Origin of the sequence: Pseudogulbenkiania subflava DSM 22618, from assembly GCF_900177275.1 — a bacterium.
Taxonomy (GTDB): Bacteria; Pseudomonadota; Gammaproteobacteria; order Burkholderiales; family Chromobacteriaceae; genus Pseudogulbenkiania; species Pseudogulbenkiania subflava.
On sequence record NZ_FXAG01000026.1, the window covers coordinates 46,730 to 66,145 of the forward strand.

A 19,416-nucleotide genomic window follows, 5' to 3' on the forward strand; every position below is an offset into this window, starting at 1 on the left:
TCAGTTGTTGAACACGGCTGGCTGGCCTTGCATGGCAGCGATGGCCGCGCGTTGAATGTCGTCGGACAGCAGCATGGCTGCATTCCAGGTGGCGACATAGTTCAGGCCATCGGCTACCGAATGGTCGCGGCTGTAGTTCATCACTTCCTTGCTGCCGCGAACGCTGAGCGGCGACTTCTCTGCAATCAGCCGTGCCATCGAGAGTGCCTCGGCTTGCAGGCTGGCCCGATCAGGCAGCACCCGGTTGACCAGGCGAATGGCTTGGGCTTCCTCGGCCCTCACCTCGCGACCGGTGAGAGCCATTTCCCGGGCCACACCTTCACCGACGATGGTGGGCAGCCGTTGCAAGGTGCCGACGTCAGCCACCATGCCGATATCGATTTCCCTGACGCCAAACACGGCGTCAGCGGCCGCCAGGCGGATATCGGCAGCCAGTGCGATGTCCAGGCCGCCGCCGAGGCATGCACCGTGAATCGCGGCGATGACCGGTTTGCGGCAGCGCTCCAAGCTCGTTACCGCGTCTTGCAGGCGCAGGATGAGGGTGCGGAGTTTCTCTCGTTTTCTTCCTTCGCAAGGGTCCTGTATCGTCTGCTGCACGCCAAGCAACATGGACAGATCGATTCCCGAACAGAAGTGCGCCCCTTCGCCGGCAAGAACGATGGCCCGGACGTCCGGCTCAGTATCGCACCACTCCATGGCGGTACCGAGCTCCTGCCACATGGTTTCGTTCAGTGCGTTGGCTTTGTTGGGGCGATTGAAGCTGACCTGCGCGACGTGATCGTCGACGCTCAGGGTCAGGGTGTCAAAATCCATGTTCTTGCTCCTCACGCCCGTTTCTTGGGCACCCAGGCCCAGATCATTTCACAGCGGATCGGCGACTCGCCGGATTCGTCGGTTACCACGACTTCAATCGCAGCATCCCCCTTCTCCTCCTCGTGCATGCGGCGAATCTGGTCGGGCGTGAGTATCGCCGTCGCTTTCATGCTGCCCTGCGAACGCTTGAGATAATCCACGTGCATGGATTTGAGTAGCATCAGTTTGCTGTCCGGAACGTTCATGCCGACTACGAAGCCGCTGGCGGTTTCGGCCAACAGAGCCATGGCTGCAGCATGTACGCCCTTGATGTGGTTCTGCACCTTGCGCCGGTTTTGCAGCGAGACGGTCAGCCGCTCGTGCCCGACCTCCACGAAACACAGGCCGGCGGTTCCCAGAAACGGAACCAGCCGGCCAAACAGGCGGGTCAAAACGAAGCTGCGTAGCCCCTCGGGTAGCCGGGATGCCTTGTCGGCGATCCGGCTCATGCTGTTTTTCTTGTACTCCATCGTCTTCCTCGTGTTGACGGCAGTGATCTGCCTTTATGATTTCTCGACCTTCAGCAGGTCGCGAATTTGTTGTTTGATCGTGTCGAGGATGCCTGCATCGATCCGCGCCAGTTGCAGCCCGCCCTGCAGAGCGGCAAACATCACCTCGCCCATGGCCTCCGGGGTGCCTGGGTAGGTCATGACCCTCTCGTCCCGGCCGCGCCGGGCGATGGTTTTCGCCCAGTCACGCATCTCGGTGATGAAGGCGTTGGCTTCAAGCTGGATCTCTTCCGGCAGGGTGTGATATTCGGTGGTGAGGATGCCGCTCGGGCAGATTTGTTCGTCCTGCTGGAAGTAGGCGTCGGTGAGCTCGAAATAGCCTTCCAGCTGTTGTAGCGGGTCGAGGCTGGCGTGGGCCTCCATGAAACGGGCAAAGCGGCGCCGATAGCGTTGGACCAGCGCGACACCGAGGTCGGTCTTGCGTGGAAAGTGGTAGTGGACGGCGGCGTTACGCACCCCTAGGGCGCTACTGATGTGCTGGTAGCTGAATGCGTTGAATCCGCGCGTCAGCAGTAGCTGCTCGGCGATGTCCAGAATGCGTTTCTGGGTGTCTTTTGATGCATTGGATACAGGTTTCATGAAATCACTCTACTTACTGGTTAGTAAGGTGTCAATGCAACATGCCGACATGCTCGGGGATACGGTATGATGCTTTTTATTTGGTGCAAACCCCGGTTCACCGGATCAGGAATGATGAAACTGAAATTCAGCAAGATGCATGGCTTGGGCAATGACTTCATGGTGATCGATGGGGTACGGCAGCATGTCGACCTGACCCCGCAGAAGATCAAGGAACTGGGTCATCGCCAGTTCGGCATCGGTTTTGACCAACTGTTGCTGGTCGAGCCGTCGGGCTCCGGCGAAAATGATTTCCGCTACCGCATTTTCAATAGCGATGGCAGCGAAGTGGAGCAATGCGGTAACGGGGCACGCTGTTTCGCCCGCTTCGTCGCCGAGCAAGGGTTGAGCTCCAAAGAAGCCATTCGTGTCGAGACAGCCAAGGGGGTGATTGTCCCCCAGTTGCTGGCCGACGGGACGGTAACGGTCGACATGGGAGTGCCCCGCTTCAAGCCGGCGGAGATACCGTTTGCCGCCGAAGAGGAGGCGCTGACCTACCTGCTGGATGCGGCGGGCCGGCAATGCGATATTTCCGTGGTCTCGATGGGCAACCCGCATGCCGTCCAGGTCGTCGACGATGTCGACAGCTTCCCGGTGGCGGAACTCGGGCCGGTGATCGAATTGCACTCACGCTTCCCAGAGCGGGTCAACGCGGGCTTCATGCAGATCGTGTCACGCGAGGAAATCCGTCTACGGGTGTATGAGCGTGGTGCCGGGGAAACCCTCGCCTGCGGCACCGGAGCGTGCGCTGCCGTGGTGGCCGGCATACGACGTGGTCTGCTCGACCATACCGTCAAGGTGCATACCCGGGGTGGTGATTTGAGTATCCACTGGGATGGGGTGGGTCAACCGGTACTGATGACCGGCCCTGCCGTCACCGTATTTACCGGTGAGATTTCTCTTTAAGTCCCGTCCCCTGCCTAGTTAAGGATGTACCGATGCTGACGGACCAGGTGCTGAGCTTTCTCGATGACAACCCGGATTTCCTGTTGCAACACGCCAGCCGTTTCGGCCTGCAACCCATTCAGGCGACTACCATAGTGCCGTTCGCCGAACGTCAGGTGCTCGAGTTGCGCGAGCGCAATCGCCAGATGGAAAGCCGTCTGAGCCAGCTGGTGCGGAACGCCGAAAGCAATGATCTCATCGTCAATCGTACCCATCAGCTGGCCTTGACGCTGTCCCGCTCGCGCGACCTGGAGGGCCTGGCCGGCACCCTGCTGCAGTGTTTCGAGCACGAGTTCGGGCTGGAGCGTTGCGCGCTGCGCCTGTGGCACCCGTCTGCCGTGGCGCTGCCGCACCTCTACAACGGCCGTCAGGCAATCAAGGTGTTGGCGGGGAACCTGTCCGGCCCGTGCTGTGGACCGTATGCCAATGACCAAGTGCTGAGCTGGTTTCCGCCTGAGCCCACTCTCGAGTCCTTCGCCATGATTCCGCTGAAAAACACGGCTGGCGAGGCTTTCGGGCTGGTCGTCCTGGCCAGCAGCGACCCTCAGCGCTTTACTGCCGATATGCAGACGCACTATTTGTCCCAGATCGGCGAACTGATCACCGTCTCGCTCGAGCGCCTGCTTGCTGCGGCATGACGGATAGTTTGCTGCAGGATGTCCTGTTACTTGCGTTGGGCAGTTACATTCTGCATGCCATGTGGCGGGTGTTACGCAGTGGCAGCGCTATTGCGTGGGCAGTGCTTGTCGCCGGTTACCTGGTCACGGCATGGTTGAGCAAGGCCGCCCTGCCCTCGCTGGCCGGTATCGCCTTGTGGCTGCCGTTGCTCTATCCCTATGCGTGGATGGCGGTGTCTGCGCTGCTCTGGTTCGCCTGCACCATGAAGTCGGGTGTCGGGTCGGCAGAAGGACTATCCGAACTAACGGCCTATTTTTACTCCCAGCTCGCGCTTAACCTCGCTGTTGCGCTGCTGTCCGTGGCGTTGCCGTGGCAGTCGTGGTGGCTGTATTTGTTCTTCCCGCCGTTGCTGGCTGGTATCGGCTACTTCTGGTACCGGATGCGGCTGTGGCGAGACGCCCAGCAGCTGGGGGCGGATAATTTCATGCGCCGAGGCTCCGCCATCCTGGCTTGGCTGGTGCCCTTGGCTGTTCTGGCGGTTGCAGTACGGTGGACCCCACGGCTCTTGACCCTGATCTGAAACCATCCTTGGCAGTGGCGCGCTTCTCCCTTTGGGGCGGAAGCGCGCAAGATCACATCAGAAATGAGCCATCGGCATCCTGCACCTGCACCCGGATGGGGATGCCGCGGCCGACACTCTGCGACACCGTGCAGTACTCCTGAAATCCTCCCAGGATACGATCGAGATGGTCGATGCCGCTGGCGGGTTGTCCCAGTCGCAACGTGACATCGATCGACATCACCCGCAGTCGTCCGTTTTCGTTGCGGTCGATCAGGCAGGACGCTGCTGTCTGTAGCGGCTCGGCCTGCTGTTTGAACTTACGTAAGGCAAACAGCAGGCTGGCGCTCAGGCAATTGGCCACGGCCGCGAGCAGCAATTGCTGAGGCGCCGGCCCCTCGCCCTGGCCAAGGGGGGGCGGTTCGTCGGTTACCAATGGCGGCACCGAGGCGCCGAAATCGTTACGGAACTGGAAGTCTTGTTGCTGTACCAGGCTGATCGAAATGACGTCGCCGCTCATACTGAACCTCGTTTTCAGTGCGTTACAAATTTCGTCCCAAGGCCTGCGCCAGGGGACGCAGTTCGCCGATCAACGCCTTCAGTTCTGCCGGGGTCAGCGCCTGGTCGGCGTCGCACCAGGCTTCGCAGGGGTTGGGGTGCATTTCTACCATCAGGCCGTCGGCACCCGCCGCCAGGGCGGCCTTGGCGAGAGCGGGAACCAGCCAGGCCTTGCCGCCGGCATGGCTGGGGTCGACGATGACCGGCAGGTGGCTTTCCTTTTTCAAAACCGGAATCGCCGTCACGTCGAGCATGTTGCGGTAGGCGGTTTCGAAGCTGCGTACGCCGCGCTCGCAGAAAATGATGTTGTGATTGCCGCCAGCAGCGATGTACTCGGCGGCCATCAGCCATTCACTGATCGTGGCGGCCAGCCCGCGCTTGAGGATGACCGGCTTGTTGATGCGGCCGACTTCCTTGAGGAGGTCGAAATTCTGCATATTGCGCGCCCCAATCTGGATGACGTCGACGTCATGTTCCAGAAAGGTGTCGAGCATGCGCACGTCCATCAGCTCGGTGACCACCGGGAGGCCGTATTGGTGTGCCGCCTGCTGCAGATAATCCAGCCCTTCCACGCCGAGCCCCTGGAAGCTGTAGGGGCTGCTGCGCGGCTTGAAGGCGCCTCCTCGCATCAGCCTGCAGCCGGCATCGGCCACGGCCGCCGCCGACAGCGCCATTTGTTCCGGTGTTTCCACCGAGCAAGGCCCGGCGATGATCTGCACGGTCTCGCCGCCGATCGGCACTCCGCGCACTCTGACGACGGTATCGGTCGGCTGAGCCTCGCGCGAGACAATACGGTATTCCTTCATGACTCGCATCGCCCGTTCCACCCCGGGCATCAGCTCGAACATGTCGGGTGTCAGTGCTCTCTCGTCGCCGATGGCGCCGATGATGGTTCGTTCTGTGCCGCAGGAAACGTGTTCGGCCAACCCTGCGGCGCGAATCTTGGCGGTGACGGCGGCGACCTGCTCTGGCGAGGCCTTGCTGGCCATGACGATGATCATGAAACTTCCTGCTTATCTAGAAAATGGCCGGCCGATGATCAGCTCAGCAGCGATTTGAGTGCGGTGACCGCCGCCTGGCATGAAGCGAACACCTCGGCGGGAGTCGCCTCACCGTACATGTAGGCCGGGGCGGAAACGAAACGGTGCGCGAGGTCGACGCAGGCCTGGTCGACCGGTGTCTCGACGTGGGTCTGGCTCCAGCTTGTCAAGGCGTCGGCCATGGCGTGGCCTTCCGCGTAGCTGCCAAAGGTGATTTTAACCCCGGCCAGTCCTTCTTCACGGGCGATCAGTCCCTGTACCAGCGGAGCAGCGCACAGCGCGACAACCGGCTTGTGTTGCTGGACGAAAGGTCTCACCGCTGCAGCGACATCATCGTAGAGCACGGCATCCTTGCCGTCCTTGATGAAGGTCGTCAGATTCTTGGCAGCACCGAAACCGCCGGGGAAGACGATGGCGCTATGTTGGGCTGCGTCCAGTTCCGTCAGCGGACGGATATTGCCGCGCGCGATGCGCGCCGCCTCGCTGAGAATGCTGCGGGTTTCGCTGCTCTCCTGCCCGCGGGCGTGATCGATGACGTGCATCTGGGCGCGGTCGGGGGCGTAGAAGGTGTAAGGCAAGCCGGCTTGGGACAGGGCGATGATGACGCCGACGGCTTCGGTGATTTCGCTTCCGTCGTAGACGCCGCAGCCGGACAAGACGATAGCAACAGTCTGATTCATGGCATTTCCCTCGGTCGGGGCCGGAACAGGTCCGGCCCAATATACTCTTCGTCATCCCCTCGGATCAGGGGTGGTCAAGCGGAGTGCTCAGGTGCGGGACAGTTCCAGCCATTTGTCCGCTTCGCGCGGCTGATAGGCGCGCATGCCGGCCAGCAGGTCGTCGATGTTGTCGGCCACGACGAACAACGACAGGTTTTCCTCGCGCATGAAGCCTTCCTGTGCCGCGTGGCGCACCATGGCCAGCAGCGGATCGAAAAAGCCTGCGACGTTCAGCAGCCCCACCGGCTTGCTGTGTACCGACAACTGGCCCCAGGTCAGAATCTCGAACAGTTCGTCGAAGGTACCGAGCCCACCTGGCAACGCGATGAAGCCATCGGCACGTTCCGCCATCAGCGCCTTGCGCTGGTGCATGGTTTCTGTAATGTGGATCTCGTCGAGCCCCAGATGGGCCACTTCCTTGGCCTGGAGGAATTCAGGGATGAAGCCGACGACGCGGCCGCCAGCGGCCAGGGCCGCATCCGCAGCGACGCCCATCAGGCCGATCCTGCCAGCGCCGTAGACCAGGGTCAGGCCCTGCTCGGCCAAGGTGGTGCCCAGCTGGCGCGCGGCATCGGCGTACTCAGGCCGGCCACCGCGGTTCGAGCCGCAAAACAGACAAAGTGATTCCAGTTTCATTACAGGATAGCCAGGAGGTTGGCCGACGCTTCGGCCAACGTGTTCAGATGACGGCAACCGGGTAGGAGCCGAGTACCTTGACGAAGGAGGTGCGTTCGGCCAACCCTTCGAGAGCTTTGGCGACGTGTTCCTCGCTACGGTGTCCTTCCATGTCGATGAAGAACACGTAGTCCCACAGACCTGCGCGCGACGGGCGGGACTCGAACTTGGTCATCGACACGCCATTGTCGGCGACCGGCGCCAGGAGCGAATGCACGGCACCTGGACGGTTGGGTGCCGCGACGATGATCGAGGTCTTGTCCTTGCCTGACGGCGTCACGTCTTGATGTCCCAGCACCAGGAAGCGCGTGGTGTTGTTGGGTTCGTCCTCGATGTTCTCGGCGATTTTGTTCAGGTTGTAGCGCTCGGCAGCGGCCTGCCCGGCGATGGCGGCCGCACTGGTGTCCTCGCTTGCCAGTCGTGCCGCTTCGGCGTTACTGGCCACGGATACGCGCTCGACGTCGGCCGGCAGGTTCTTGTTGAGCCATTCGTGGCATTGTGCCAGCGCCTGGGCGTGGGCGTAGACGCGGCGGATGCCGTTGGTTCCTTCCGCGCCGCGCAGCAGGTGGTGATGGATACGCAGGACCACTTCGCCGCAAATCTTCAGAGGAGAAGAAATCATCAGGTCGAGGGTGCGTCCGATGGCCCCTTCGGTGGAGTTTTCCACCGGTGCCACAACGTAATCGAGGGCGCGGGATTCGACTAGGCGGAAGGCCTCGTCGATGGAGCTGCAGGCAACGGTATGGGCGGCATGGCCGAAGTGCTTGATGGCCGCGAGCTGGGTAAAGGTGCCCTCCGGGCCGAGGTAGGCGACGGACAACGGTTTTTCCAGCGCCAGGCATTCCGACATGATTTCGCGGAACAGACGGGCGACCGACTCCCCAGGCAGCGGGCCCGGGTTGTGGTCTTTGACGCGGCGCAGCACCTGCGCTTCGCGCTCGGGGCGGTAGATCACGCCCCCGCCTTTGATTTCTCCGATCTCGCGGGCATGGCTGGCGCGCTCGTTGATCAGTTTGAGAATGGTTTCGTCGATGGCGTCGATGGCGTCGCGATGTTGCTTGAGAAGTTCTTCAGACACGATTATCCGTCTTTCAGTATGACAAACTGGCCTTTTCCAATCGTGTAAGTTTCCGCGAGATAGCCGTCCGTCGCAAGCACTTGCCCGACAAAATCGCGGCATTCGTCCTGATGGGACTGTGCATTGTCCATTACCACCAAGCCGCCGGGCCGCAGCACGCGCTGGATATCCGGCCAGTAGCTGGGGTAATGGCGGCGTTCGGCGTCGAGAAACAGCAGGTCGATGCTGGCTGGCGGTGCCCCGGCCAGCCAGTCTGTGGCGTCGGCCAGCACCAGTTCCACCCGGGATTCCACGCCGAAGGAAGCGAGATTCTCACGTGCCCGCTGCTGCTTGGCGGCCAGTACGTCGAGGCTGATTACCCGCCCTCCGCTGGCCCTGGTTGCCAGCGCCAGCCAGATCGTCGAGAAACCGTTAGAGGTGCCGATCTCCAGAATGTGGCGGCTGCCGGAAAAGCGGACCAGCTGGTACAGGAAGCGGCCGGTATCCATGGTGATGTTCAGGCATTTTTCGCGGCGCTCGGTGCAGTGCGCGTCGTGCCGCTCGCCCTCTTCCCACAGTGCCTGGAGCTTGCCCAGGGCTTCTGCCTCCAACATGTTGCCTCCTTAAAAACATATGACAATCAAGTTGGATAAACTTAGCATGAAGCCCGGCTCGAGGTAAGCCAGCGTGGTCAGCAGCAAGGCGATGCCAAGCGCGATGCCGGACAGCCAGGTCCACATGGTCAGGACCCCTGCAGTGCCAGCGCCTTGGAGGCCGTCTCGCGGATCGGCAGGTTGACCAGCGTGGCTGCAATGCCGAGGGTGATGGCGAGCGCCCACACCAAGTTGTAATTGCCGGTGGCGTCGTAGATGGCTCCGCCCAGCCACACCCCGGCAAAGCTGCCCACCTGATGCGAGAAGAATACGGCGCCCGACAGCATGCCCAGATGCGCCACACCGAACTGGCTGGCGATGATGCCGTTGGTCAGGGGGACCGTCGACAGCCACAGGAAGCCAATAGCGGCGGCGAACACACCGACCGACACGGGGCTGAGCGGCGCCCACAGGAACAAGGCGATGATCACGCTGCGTGACAGGTAGATGCCGGCCAGCAAGTACGGTTTGGACCAACGGGAGCCCAGCTCTCCGAACAGCATGGTGCCGAAGATGTTGAACAGGCCGATCAGTGCCAACGCCATGCTGGCGACTCCGCCTCCGAGTCCATGGTCACGCAGGTAGGCCGGTAGGTGCACGCCAATGAACACGACCTGGAAGCCGCATACGAAATACCCCGCCATGAGCAACCGGAACCCCTTCTCCTGCCAGGCACCGCGGAAGGTCCGCCACATATTGAGCAGCAGGCCATGACGATCGGCGCCGGAGGCATGCTGATCGTGCTGCACCAGCAAGCGCGAGGCCGGCAGCATCAGCAAGGCCGCGACGGACAGGATCAGCAGGGCCGGAATCCACCCTAGACCATCGATCAGACCCCGCTCGATCGGCACCATGGCGAACTGGCCGAACGATCCTGCGGCAGCGGCAATCGCCATGGCCCGCGAGCGCAGGTGGGCCGGCACACAGCGTCCCAGTACACCGAAGATCACGCTATAGGTGGTGCCGGACAGGGCCAACCCGATGAGAACCCCGGCGGATAATGAGAACAGGCCGGGCGAGGCGGAGACGGTCATCATCAGCAGTCCGGCTACATAGAGCAAGGTTCCGCCCAATAGCACCCGGCCAGGGCCGTAACGATCGGCCAGGGCGCCGGCAAAGGGCTGGGATGCCCCCCAGACCAGGTTCTGCAGGCCAAGCGCCAGGGCAAAGGCCTCGCGGGTCCAGCCAAAGGCAGCGGTCAATGGCGGCATAAAGAAGCCGAAACCGTGGCGTATGCCCATGCTGAGGGAAACAATGACGCCCCCTGCGATCAGGAGTCGGCGAATGGCTGGGTTCATGACAGGTCACAGTACAAGGTGTATGGCCTGCCATCATATAGCGCCGGCCGGCAACAAAAAACCCGCGCCAGTGGCGCGGGTCCAGAACTCATCGTTACGAAATGGAGAACAATCAGCTGCTGTGCTGACGGGCGAAATCCATCATGAAGCTGACCAGCGCCTTGACGCCTTCGATCGGCATGGCGTTGTAGATCGACGCACGCATGCCGCCAACCGCGCGGTGGCCCTTGAGCTGCACCAAGCCGTTCTTCTTGGCTTCGCTGAGGAAGGTGTCTTCCAGCGACTCGTCCTTGAGGCGGAACACCACGTTCATCTTCGAGCGGAACGGCGCGTCCACCGTGCTGTAGTAGAAGCCGTTGCTGGATTCGATGGCGTGGTACAGCAGGCCGGCCTTCTCGTCGTTGCGTGCGGCCATGCCCTTGATGCCGCCCAGCTCCTTCAGCCACTTGAATACCAGGCCGGCGATGTAGATCGGATAGGTGGCCGGGGTGTTGTACATCGAGTCGGCATCGGCATGAACCTGGTAGTTCAGCATCGTCGGCGTGCTGGGCAGGGCTTTGCCCAGCAGGTCTTCGCGCACGATGACCACGGTCAGTCCGGACGGGCCGATGTTCTTCTGGGCGCCGGCGTAGATCAGGCCGAACTGGCTGACGTCCACCTCGCGCGAGAGGAAGTCGGACGACATGTCGCAAACCAGCGGCACACCGTTGGCCGAAGACGGGATGAAGGGGAACTGCAAGCCGCCGATGGTCTCGTTCGAGGTGTAATGCAGGTACGCCGCATCCGGGTCGCGTTGCCAGGTCTCTTCCGCCGGCACGTAGGTGAAGTTGCGGTCTTCGCTGGAGGCGACGACGTTGACGTTGGCGTAACGCTTCGCTTCCTTGATGGCCAGCTTCGACCAGTGGCCGGTGTTGACCACGTCGATCGACTTCTTGTCGCCCAGAAGGTTGAGCGGCAGCATGGCGAACTGCAGCGATGCCCCCCCCTGCAGGAACAATACCTTGTAGTTCTTCGGGATCTGCATTAGCTCGCGCAGGTCGTGCTCGGCGTCATGGATGATTTCCATGAACTCCTTGCCACGATGGCTCATTTCCATCACGCACATGCCGGAGCCGTGCCAGTCGAGCATCTCGCTCTGGGCTTCGGCCAATACGGCGTGAGGCAAAACGGCGGGTCCGGCGGAAAAGTTGTATACCTTGGCCATGTCTGTCCTTGATATCGGTTCAGTCAGCTGGTGGTGGCCAGCAGGAAGTGCGCCCGGGCGACAGCAACCGGTTTGCTGCGGTCTTCCTGCCAGGCTTCGATCAATACATGCGCGACGCGTTTGCCCTGCTTGGTGATTTCGCAGCTCGCATACAGCGTCTTGGGGCGACCGCTTCGCAGGTAGTCGAGCGAAAAGTCGACGATTTTCGGCGTGTCCAGCGATTCGCGGTTCCAGATCAGGTGGATCATCGCCGCGTTTTCGAGGAAGCCGCCAATCAGGCCGCCATGCAGGGCGGGCAGCACGGTGTTGCCCACGTTGCGCTCATGAAACGGCAGGCTGAACAGTAGCTCGCCTGATTCGTCCTCCCCCAGTTCCACGCCCATCAGGCGGGCATAGGGAATGGCGTCGACGATGTCCTGGAAACGCTTTTGGTCGCGCAGTTCGGCAAACTGCTCCATGAAGTCGCTCATGCCTTGGGCTCCTGCAACATCGGCAAAGGGCTCGATTCGCGCATGAAGGTGGCAACCCCGTGGGCGATCGGATCGTCCGGATTGTCGTGATAGCACACCGCCCGGGTGAAGGCGACCTGGCTGGCCAGCCGGTAGCATTCAGCGCGGCAGTAGATGGCCTTGCCCGGCGTAGCGGCCTTCAGGTAGTCGATGCGCAGGTCGAGCGTGGCGATGGTTTCGAAGCGCTCCAGATGGGCTGTGACCGCCACCGCGCTAGTGGTGTCCACCAGCGAGGTAATGATCCCGCCATGCACCACGCCGGTCGCCGGGTTGCCGACCAGGTCTTCGCGCCAGTCGACCTTCAGCACCGGCTTGCGGCCGTCCGCTCCCAGGTATTGGAACCCGAGAGTCGCACAATGCGGCAGCGATACGAACAGCTGCCCCATCGGTTCGAATACCTTGGGATTGACCGGGGTCGCTATCATGCCTCGCCGCCCTCTTCTACGGCTTCTTCCTCCTCGTCGTCCTCGCCTTCGGCGACCTTGACCAGGCTGATCAGCTTCTCGCCTTCGTCCAGGTTGATCAGGCGGACGCCCTGGGCGGAGCGGCCGGTCTCGCGGACTTCGGACACCTTGGTGCGGATCAGGACGCCGCCGGTGGTGATCAGCATCACGTCGTCGGTTTCTTCCACTAGGCTCGCCGCCACCAGCTTGAGGCCGGTCTTGTCGGTCAGATCCATGGCGATGACGCCCTGGGTGCCTCGGCTGGTATGGCGGAACTCGCCGGCGCGAGTGCGCTTGCCGTAGCCGCCATCGCTGGCGGTCAGCACCATCTGGTCTTCCGAGCAGGTTACCAGCAGCGAGATCACCTGCTGTCCTTCGCCCAGCATCATGCCGCGCACGCCGGTGGCGTTGCGGCCCATGGCGCGCACGTCGGTCTCGCTGAAGCGCACCGCCTTGCCGGCATTCGAGAACAGCATCACCTGGTCGTCGCCGTGGGTCAGCGCCACACCGATCAGGTTGTCGCCCTCGTCCAGGTTGACGGCGATGATGCCGGCCGTACGCGGACGGGAGAAGTCGACCAGCGGGGTCTTCTTCACGGTGCCGTTGGCGGTACACATGAAGACGAATTGGTCGTCGCGGAACTCTTTCACCGGCAGCATGGCGTTGATCTTTTCGCCTTCGGCCAGCGGCAGCACGTTGACGATCGGCTTGCCGCGGCTGTTGCGACCGCCTTGCGGCAGATCGTAGACCTTGATCCAGTAACAACGGCCAAACGACGAGAAGCACAGCACGTAATCGTGGGTGTTGGCGACGAATAGCGTTTCGATGAAATCGTCGTCCTTGGTGGCGGCGGCCTGCTTGCCGCGCCCGCCACGGCGTTGCGAACGGTAGTCATCAACCGGCTGGGTCTTGATGTAGCCGCTGTGCGAAACAGTGACCACCATGTCCTGCGGCGTGATCAGATCCTCGATGTTGATGTCGCCACCGAACGGTTCGATCTCGGAGCGGCGGGCATCGCCGAACTGGGTCTTGATCGCGTTCAGTTCATCGGAAATGATCTGGTTGATGCGTTCCGGGCGAGCTAGGATGTCGATCAGGTCGAGGATGACTTCCATGATCTCGCGGTACTCGCCGACGATCTTGTCCTGCTCCAGTCCGGTCAGGCGCTGCAGGCGCAGTTCGAGAATGGCCTGGGCCTGGACTTCCGACAGCTTGTAACCCTGGTCCTTCAGGCCGAATTCCGGCAATAGCCCATCCGGGCGTGCCTTGTCCTGATCGACGCGCGCGAGCATCTCCTCGACCAGTGGCGAGCGCCACTCACGCTCCATCAGGGCGATCTTGGCGACCGGCGGGGTTTCCGATGCCTTGATCAGCGCGATGATCTCGTCGACATTGGACAGCGCAACCGCCAGACCCTCGAGGATGTGGCCGCGTTCGCGTGCCTTGCGCAGTTCGAAGATGGTGCGACGGGTCACCACCTCGCGGCGGTGGCGCAGGAATTCCTCGAGAATCTGCTTGAGGTTCAGGAGGCGTGGCTGGCCATCCACCAGTGCCACCATGTTGATGCCGAAGCTGTCCTGCAACTGGGTCAGCTTGTAGAGGTGGTTGAGCACCACTTCCGGCATTTCGCCGCGCTTGAGCTCGATCACCACGCGCATGCCGGATTTGTCCGACTCGTCGCGCAGGTCGGAAATACCCTCGATCTGCTTGTCGCGTACCAGTTCGCCGATGCGTTCCAGCAGGCGCGCCTTGTTTACCTGGTACGGCAGCTCGTCGACGATGATGGCCTGGCGGTCGCCTTTGCCGATATCCTCGAAGTGAGTACGGGCACGCATGATCACGCGGCCGCGACCGGTGCGGTAGCCTTCCTTTACCCCGGCGGTGCCGTAGATGATGCCGGCGGTCGGGAAGTCCGGTGCGGGAATGATGTCGATCAGCTCATCAATGGTGATGTCGCTGCTGGCCAGTACCGCGAGGCAGCCGTCGATCACCTCGTTGAGGTTGTGCGGCGGGATGTTGGTGGCCATGCCCACGGCAATGCCCGAACTGCCGTTGATCAACAGGTTGGGGATCTTGGCCGGCAGAATCAGCGGCTCTTGCTCCGAGCCGTCGTAGTTCGGCCCAAAATCAACGGTTTCTTTCTCGATGTCGGCCAGCAGTTCGTGCGCGATGCGCGCCATGCGGATTTCGGTGTATCGCATGGCGGCGGCGTTGTCGCCGTCCACCGAACCGAAGTTGCCCTGGCCGTCGATCAGCGGGTAGCGCAGGCTGAAATCCTGCGCCATGCGAACGATGGTGTCGTACACGGCCGAGTCGCCGTGGGGGTGATACTTACCGATGACGTCGCCGACGATACGGGCCGATTTCTTGTAGGCCCGGTTCCAGTCGTTGGACAGCTCGTGCATGGCGAACAGCACGCGGCGGTGTACTGGCTTCAGACCATCACGCACATCAGGAAGGGCTCGTCCCACGATGACGCTCATCGCGTAATCGAGATAGGAACGGCGCATCTCCTCTTCAAGGCTGATCGGAATCGTTTCCTTGGCGAAAAACTGATCTGTCATGGGTAAATGCTTGTCTTCTTCTGATGGCAAATGCTCTAGATTCTACCACGAGGGAGGCTTCGGCGCATGGCGCTAAGAGCGGGTGGCCAGATGCAAAAATGGCCGGAAATTCCGGCCATTGTTCGTCTGTGCTTCGCGCCTCAACGGCTGGCGATCTGGAAGCGTTTCTCCAGTCGGCCGATACCCCAGGCCATCAGCATGGTCAGAGCAAGGTAAAGGAAGGAGATGGTCAGGTAAGGCTCCCAGTAGCGGGAGTAGACGCCTGCCACCGTGCGTGCCGCAAACGCCAGTTCGGCCAGGCCGATGGCCGAAACCAGCGAGCTATCCTTGAGCAGCATGATGGCTTCGTTGCCCAGAGGGGGGAGCATGCGGCGGAAGGCCTGCGGCACAATGACGGCTTTCATCGCCTGCCCATAACTGAGGCCCAGCGAACGCGCGGCTTCCATCTGTCCTTTGTCGATGGACTGGATGCCCGCGCGGAAAATTTCGGTAATGTAAGCGCCGGCGTTCAGGGTGAGGGCCAGCAGGCCGGAAATGAAGGCGCCATAGTTCTGGCGGATTTCGCGTGCAACATCACCGCTCAGGATGATGCCGTCCACCGGGTGGATCAGCATCGGCATCAGGGCAAAGTGCACCAGCAGAATCTGCACGAACAGCGGTGTGCCACGGAAGAATGTCACATAGGCCGTCGCCGGCAGGCGGACCAGGTAGCGCAAGATGATCTTGCTGATGCCGTGCTTACCTTCGGCCAGGCGCGCCACGCCCATGAACAAGCCAATCAGCGTGCCGAAAACCACGGCGACGATCGTGATCAGCAAGGTCATCTTCGCACCGTCAATGAACAGCGGAAGATATTCGGTGATCATTTCCCAGCGGAAATTCATATTTATGCCCCTATAAAACGCCTGGCCGGCAATGCCGGCCAGGATTGCTGCACCAACTTAGTTATTTCTTGGCGAAATATTTTTTGTAGATCGCATCGTAGGTGCCATCAGCCTTGATGGCTTTCAGGCCAGCGTTAACCTTGGCCAGTGCCTCGGCATTACCTTTTTTGGCGGCGAAGCCGTAGTACTCCGGAGCAAAGCTCTTGGTGTCTTCGACGGTAGCAAGACCGTTTTGCGGGTTGTTGATCACGTAGTTGCTGACCACGCCGTTATCGCCCACGGCAGCGTCCACACCACCATTTTCCAGCTCTTTCAGGGCCAGCGGCATGCTCTCGAAGCGCTTGATGTTGGGATTGGTCTTGCCCAGCAGTTTTTGCACGACTTCGTCGCCGGTGGTGCCAGTCTGTACAGCCACCTTCTTGTTCTTCAGGTCCTGGAAGGTTTTGACATCGGCGACATTTTTGCCGATGGCAATCAACTGACGCGCTTCGAAGTACGGATCGGAGAAGTCCATGTTCTTCTTGCGTTCGTCGGTGATGGTGATGGCCGAAGCCAGCAGGTCGCGATCACCCTGATCGAGGGTGGCGAACATCCCCTCCCACGGGGTGTTGACGAACTTGATCTTGAAACCGCCCTTTTCTGCCGCCGCGGTCAGTACCTCGACGTCGAAACCTTGGACTTCTTTTTTGTCATTCAGGAATTCGAACGGAGCGTAGCTGGCATCGCTGCCGACCAGGTACTCTTTTGCTGCCGCAGTGGCTTGCGCCGGTGCGCTGCTGGCGGCTTGCTCAGCAGGAGCTTCGGCTTTCTTGCCGCAGGCGGTCAGAGCAAAAGCCGACAAAAGCAGGCCGGCCAGCAAGGTTCTTCTGGTTTGTTTCATTGGTATAGCTCCCTTTTGTAGTAAGCCACTCGTTGTACAAGCAGCCGCATGGTAATATAAAAATTTGTTATTTACTGCACAATCCGCACGGTGGGCGTGTGGCGGACTTGCATCCAGCATAAAAGTAGTGAGCGCATGAAATATAAACATCTTGCTTTGCTGTTTTTGGCAAGCAGTTTTTTGCTGGCCTCCCTGCCCGCACAGGCTGAGCTGGAGGATGCCCCGTTGCCGGGGGATTTCCAACCCGCCCAGCCGGCCAAACAATCGAGGGCACCGGCCCCGGTTGCACCTCCGGCACACCAGGAGAAACCTCGGAGCAGTGCCGCGCCGGCTGCCGGGCATGCAGAGGCTCAGAGCAAAAAGCAGGCCACCCGCCATCGTCAGCCGTTGCACAAGCCAAGAGCGTCGCTCAAGGGCCGGCATAAAACGAACGTGCTCAAGCGCCATACGACAACTTACCGCCAAGCCGGAAAGCACCATGTGAAGGAAGGCAAGAAGGCGCGTCTGGTTGCGCGCAAACCTGTGCGCACGAAGCATGTGAAGAAGGCTCCTGCCACTTTACATGGCAAGGCAAAATCAAACAGTAAAGCCCGGACAATTCACAAGAAGCCGTTGAAAACGGTAAAGAAAAAGCCTCTTACCCATAAACGTAGAAAATAAAACGCTCGGGTGGGCTTGCCAAAAGTGACGATTTTCATCAAAATTCACAACTCGCCGGTGTAGCTCAGTTGGTAGAGCAGCTGACTTGTAATCAGAAGGTCGAGGGTTCGACTCCTTTCACCGGCACCAATAAAATCAAGGGTTTGCAGCTATTTATAGGTAAACCCTTGGTGTAGCACAGCAAGCTAAGCAACCCATAGGCAACCGCCTGTTGCTAGTACGCAACCAGAAAAGCAACCTTCGGGTTGCTTTTTTGCGTTCTAACCTCCCCCTACGCCGTTCACTGGGAAGCCACAGAGGGCACAAGTTGGCCTTCTCAACTTGGGTTCGGGTGGGGCTTGACGGAAGGTTTGGAAACGGTAGGTTTCCAAGGTCCATTCTCCTCCCTCCCCTGCTGCCGTCTGCCAAACGTGCCGTTGACATTGCAACCATTGGATAAATAGGTCAACAACATATATGCTGTAGACATCAAGTGGATGGCTACCTCTATGTCAGGCATTGGCAACAGTTCACCCCCCTCCGATGACTCATCGGTCAGCCGCCTATCCAGCGAAAATTCCCAACACGTTATAGCAACTCTCATGACTAAACTGTCCTTTGTGCCGCTACTCATTGCTCTCGGTCTGCAGGGCTGTGCTGGTAACACTAGCTATGTGGTCGATCAAATCATCAACACGCCACTGAGCCTCAAATCAATAAAAAATACAGCAACAGCATATAACAATAGTGTTCCTCAAAATATGTATGAGGGAGGGTTTTGGGATGTTAGAGAAACCACTGCAGTTTATGACTTCATAGACCCCCCAAAAAATCTAGATGAACTTGAAAAGAAATACGAACAGAACAACGCTACAGCCGATGAAAAGTTCGAGCTGGCCTATTTTTATGTAAACAAGTGGCTGTTCTCTAAATACAAATACAAAGACATCATCTGTAAGCAATACATGCCCTGCCCGCCAGCGACACCACTATCGCTGATGAAAATCAACACGCGAGCACGTCCCATCCTCAATGAACTAATTCAAGCCAATCATCAGGAAGCACTATTGTTTGCTGGGCAGATTGAGCTATCTGTTGGCAACTATAAGAATGCAGTCAGCTACCTATCAAAAGCCTCCTCCCAAGGTGATCAAGATGCAAGCAACTTGCTGGCCGCCTTGTATAGCGGAGCAAATTTATACGATTCCTACAGCAATAGATTAAGCCTTATTTTCCCAAGAACGGAGAAGTTGCTTAATCTCAAAAAAGCCAACGAGCTTTGCACTCGCAACACAAAGCCTAGCATCAATACCTACTTCTACAACATCAGCATCGCTCGCAACGCATCAAGCTGTAGTTTTAATGCCTCTGTGCCCGGAGATAGACCAGGCATGATGATGAGAAGTATCTACGCCTATCAAGTTGATTCGCTAAACAAAATGATAGCTGAGCGTAAGAGAAATCAAGAAATAGCTGAAGCCAACAGGATAAAGGAAGAAGAACGCAGGAAGGCCGAAGCAGAAAGACAGCTTGCCAAGCAAAAAGAAGATGAATTGGAGAGGGCAAGACTAAGACAGCAAAAGATCGCTGAGTACAACCAGTGGTGTAAAAGCAACCCAAAGGCGTGTAGAGAAAAAGAACTGGCACAACAAAGGGAGGAAATAAAGTATCAGCAAGAAATGCAAGAACGCCAACATTTACAGCAAGAATGCTTTGTAGAAGCAGGGGCAGAAGGAATTACGCCATGGATGTGCCCAATGTTCTAAGTTTTGAAAACGAACCACCCCTACCATTGGTTTATTCTTCAAAAGGCAAAATCATGAGATTCGTTTTAATTATAAGTAATCACGCATAACTAAATTTGAGTTCTGTGCCAACCCTATCCAGCAAGTCGGTCACCTTGCTTTTCAATTCGGTGGCACCCCATGTCTTACATCGTCGCCAGTGGTATTTGGCTTGTTTCCAGAGCTGCTCGATCAGGTTCAGCTCTGGGCTATAAGCTGGCAGAAAGCAGAGATGAAACCCATGATCCAGCAACCAGACATCACGTTTATCTTCTCTGATGGCGGCGTGCATCCGCGCGTTATCCAGGATCAGCAAGGTCGGCCGCTCACGACTGGATCGCTCAGCCAAACTCTGCAAAAAGACCTCAACCTCTTGCTTGCGCACGGTCTGTTCATGGGCCACGTAAT

Annotated in this window: 22 protein-coding genes and 1 tRNA gene; 6 read left to right on the forward strand and 17 right to left on the reverse strand. The window is 59.4% G+C overall.

Features of this window, described 5'->3' with window-relative positions:
• Genes B9N72_RS18395 through B9N72_RS18405 form a run of 3 tightly spaced genes read right to left on the reverse strand, consistent with a single transcriptional unit; the run spans nucleotide 1 to nucleotide 1,940 of the window.
• Nucleotides 1–813, reverse strand: a complete 813-nt coding sequence (locus tag B9N72_RS18395) for a crotonase/enoyl-CoA hydratase family protein (protein ID WP_085277663.1) — start codon at nucleotides 811–813, stop codon at nucleotides 1–3.
• 11 nt (nucleotides 814–824) lie between these two features.
• Nucleotides 825–1,322 carry a DUF4442 domain-containing protein gene (locus B9N72_RS18400; protein ID WP_085277664.1) on the reverse strand — a complete coding sequence of 166 codons (498 nt, stop codon included), beginning with the start codon at nucleotides 1,320–1,322 and terminating at the stop codon, nucleotides 825–827.
• 33 nt (nucleotides 1,323–1,355) lie between these two features.
• On the reverse strand, nucleotides 1,356–1,940 hold the full coding sequence (locus B9N72_RS18405) for a TetR/AcrR family transcriptional regulator (RefSeq protein WP_085277665.1): 585 nt from the start codon (nucleotides 1,938–1,940) through the stop codon (nucleotides 1,356–1,358).
• Between the two features lie 111 nt (nucleotides 1,941–2,051).
• Here B9N72_RS18405 and dapF point away from each other — a divergent pair, with 111 nt between their 5' ends.
• From dapF to B9N72_RS18420, 3 genes are read left to right on the forward strand one after another with little or no spacing between them, the layout of a single operon-like run.
• Nucleotides 2,052–2,885: a diaminopimelate epimerase gene (gene dapF / locus B9N72_RS18410; RefSeq protein WP_407681308.1), complete on the forward strand. Its 834-nt coding sequence runs from the start codon at nucleotides 2,052–2,054 to the stop codon at nucleotides 2,883–2,885.
• 32 nt (nucleotides 2,886–2,917) lie between these two features.
• The gene (locus tag B9N72_RS18415; protein ID WP_085277667.1) at nucleotides 2,918–3,562 is read left to right on the forward strand and encodes a DUF484 family protein; all 645 of its coding nucleotides are present in this window, start codon (nucleotides 2,918–2,920) and stop codon (nucleotides 3,560–3,562) included.
• Entirely contained in the window at nucleotides 3,559–4,122 is a 564-nt protein-coding gene (locus tag B9N72_RS18420; protein ID WP_085277668.1) for a hypothetical protein, read from the forward strand. Before B9N72_RS18415 ends, B9N72_RS18420 begins: the two co-directional genes overlap by 4 nt.
• 52 nt (nucleotides 4,123–4,174) lie before the next feature.
• On the opposite strand, the gene B9N72_RS18425 is transcribed toward B9N72_RS18420, so the two are convergent.
• From B9N72_RS18425 to B9N72_RS18485, 13 genes are all read right to left on the reverse strand, one after another.
• Nucleotides 4,175–4,621 (reverse strand): OsmC family protein, encoded by a 447-nt coding sequence (locus tag B9N72_RS18425; RefSeq protein WP_085277669.1) that lies wholly within the window; start codon nucleotides 4,619–4,621, stop codon nucleotides 4,175–4,177.
• Between the two features lie 22 nt (nucleotides 4,622–4,643).
• Complete coding sequence (gene aroF / locus B9N72_RS18430) at nucleotides 4,644–5,660, reverse strand: 3-deoxy-7-phosphoheptulonate synthase (protein WP_085277670.1); 1,017 nt, start codon at nucleotides 5,658–5,660, stop codon at nucleotides 4,644–4,646.
• Between the two features lie 38 nt (nucleotides 5,661–5,698).
• Complete coding sequence (gene elbB, locus B9N72_RS18435; RefSeq protein ID WP_085277671.1) at nucleotides 5,699–6,379, reverse strand: isoprenoid biosynthesis glyoxalase ElbB; 681 nt, start codon at nucleotides 6,377–6,379, stop codon at nucleotides 5,699–5,701.
• A gap of 87 nt (nucleotides 6,380–6,466) precedes the next feature.
• Nucleotides 6,467–7,054, reverse strand: coding sequence for an LOG family protein (locus tag B9N72_RS18440; protein WP_085277672.1), 588 nt, complete (start codon nucleotides 7,052–7,054; stop codon nucleotides 6,467–6,469).
• 43 nt (nucleotides 7,055–7,097) lie between these two features.
• Nucleotides 7,098–8,171 carry a prephenate dehydratase gene (gene pheA, locus B9N72_RS18445; RefSeq protein ID WP_085277673.1) on the reverse strand — a complete coding sequence of 358 codons (1,074 nt, stop codon included), beginning with the start codon at nucleotides 8,169–8,171 and terminating at the stop codon, nucleotides 7,098–7,100.
• 2 nt (nucleotides 8,172–8,173) lie between these two features.
• On the reverse strand, nucleotides 8,174–8,764 hold the full coding sequence (locus tag B9N72_RS18450) for an O-methyltransferase (RefSeq protein ID WP_085277674.1): 591 nt from the start codon (nucleotides 8,762–8,764) through the stop codon (nucleotides 8,174–8,176).
• A 128-nt stretch (nucleotides 8,765–8,892) separates the two neighbouring features.
• Entirely contained in the window at nucleotides 8,893–10,101 is a 1,209-nt protein-coding gene (locus tag B9N72_RS18455) for an MFS transporter (RefSeq protein WP_085277675.1), read from the reverse strand.
• A gap of 112 nt (nucleotides 10,102–10,213) precedes the next feature.
• The gene (gene serC, locus B9N72_RS18460; RefSeq protein ID WP_085277676.1) at nucleotides 10,214–11,305 is read right to left on the reverse strand and encodes a 3-phosphoserine/phosphohydroxythreonine transaminase; all 1,092 of its coding nucleotides are present in this window, start codon (nucleotides 11,303–11,305) and stop codon (nucleotides 10,214–10,216) included.
• A gap of 23 nt (nucleotides 11,306–11,328) precedes the next feature.
• Nucleotides 11,329–11,775, reverse strand: a complete 447-nt coding sequence (locus tag B9N72_RS18465) for a PaaI family thioesterase (protein WP_085277677.1) — start codon at nucleotides 11,773–11,775, stop codon at nucleotides 11,329–11,331.
• Nucleotides 11,772–12,239 carry a PaaI family thioesterase gene (locus B9N72_RS18470; protein ID WP_085277678.1) on the reverse strand — a complete coding sequence of 156 codons (468 nt, stop codon included), beginning with the start codon at nucleotides 12,237–12,239 and terminating at the stop codon, nucleotides 11,772–11,774. The genes B9N72_RS18465 and B9N72_RS18470 overlap by 4 nt, the downstream gene beginning before the upstream one ends.
• Entirely contained in the window at nucleotides 12,236–14,821 is a 2,586-nt protein-coding gene (gyrA, locus tag B9N72_RS18475; protein WP_085277679.1) for a DNA gyrase subunit A, read from the reverse strand. The genes B9N72_RS18470 and gyrA overlap by 4 nt, the downstream gene beginning before the upstream one ends.
• Nucleotides 14,822–14,961: 140 nt before the next feature.
• Entirely contained in the window at nucleotides 14,962–15,705 is a 744-nt protein-coding gene (locus tag B9N72_RS18480; RefSeq protein WP_085277680.1) for an amino acid ABC transporter permease, read from the reverse strand.
• Between the two features lie 61 nt (nucleotides 15,706–15,766).
• Nucleotides 15,767–16,585, reverse strand: a complete 819-nt coding sequence (locus tag B9N72_RS18485) for a basic amino acid ABC transporter substrate-binding protein (RefSeq protein WP_085277681.1) — start codon at nucleotides 16,583–16,585, stop codon at nucleotides 15,767–15,769.
• Between the two features lie 135 nt (nucleotides 16,586–16,720).
• Here B9N72_RS18485 and B9N72_RS20950 point away from each other — a divergent pair, with 135 nt between their 5' ends.
• The 3 genes from B9N72_RS20950 to B9N72_RS18495 all read left to right on the forward strand — a co-directional run bounded on the left by B9N72_RS20950 (nucleotide 16,721) and on the right by B9N72_RS18495 (nucleotide 18,990).
• On the forward strand, nucleotides 16,721–17,245 hold the full coding sequence (locus B9N72_RS20950; protein WP_143477865.1) for a hypothetical protein: 525 nt from the start codon (nucleotides 16,721–16,723) through the stop codon (nucleotides 17,243–17,245).
• 53 nt (nucleotides 17,246–17,298) lie between these two features.
• Nucleotides 17,299–17,374: transfer RNA gene (locus tag B9N72_RS18490), tRNA-Thr, on the forward strand.
• A 452-nt stretch (nucleotides 17,375–17,826) separates the two neighbouring features.
• Nucleotides 17,827–18,990 (forward strand): CCDC34 family protein, encoded by a 1,164-nt coding sequence (locus B9N72_RS18495; protein WP_143477866.1) that lies wholly within the window; start codon nucleotides 17,827–17,829, stop codon nucleotides 18,988–18,990.
• Nucleotides 18,991–19,069: 79 nt separating this feature from the next.
• Here B9N72_RS18495 and B9N72_RS18500 read toward each other — a convergent pair.
• A partial coding sequence (locus B9N72_RS18500) for a transposase (protein ID WP_085276575.1) occupies nucleotides 19,070–19,416 on the reverse strand: 347 nt, incomplete at its 5' end.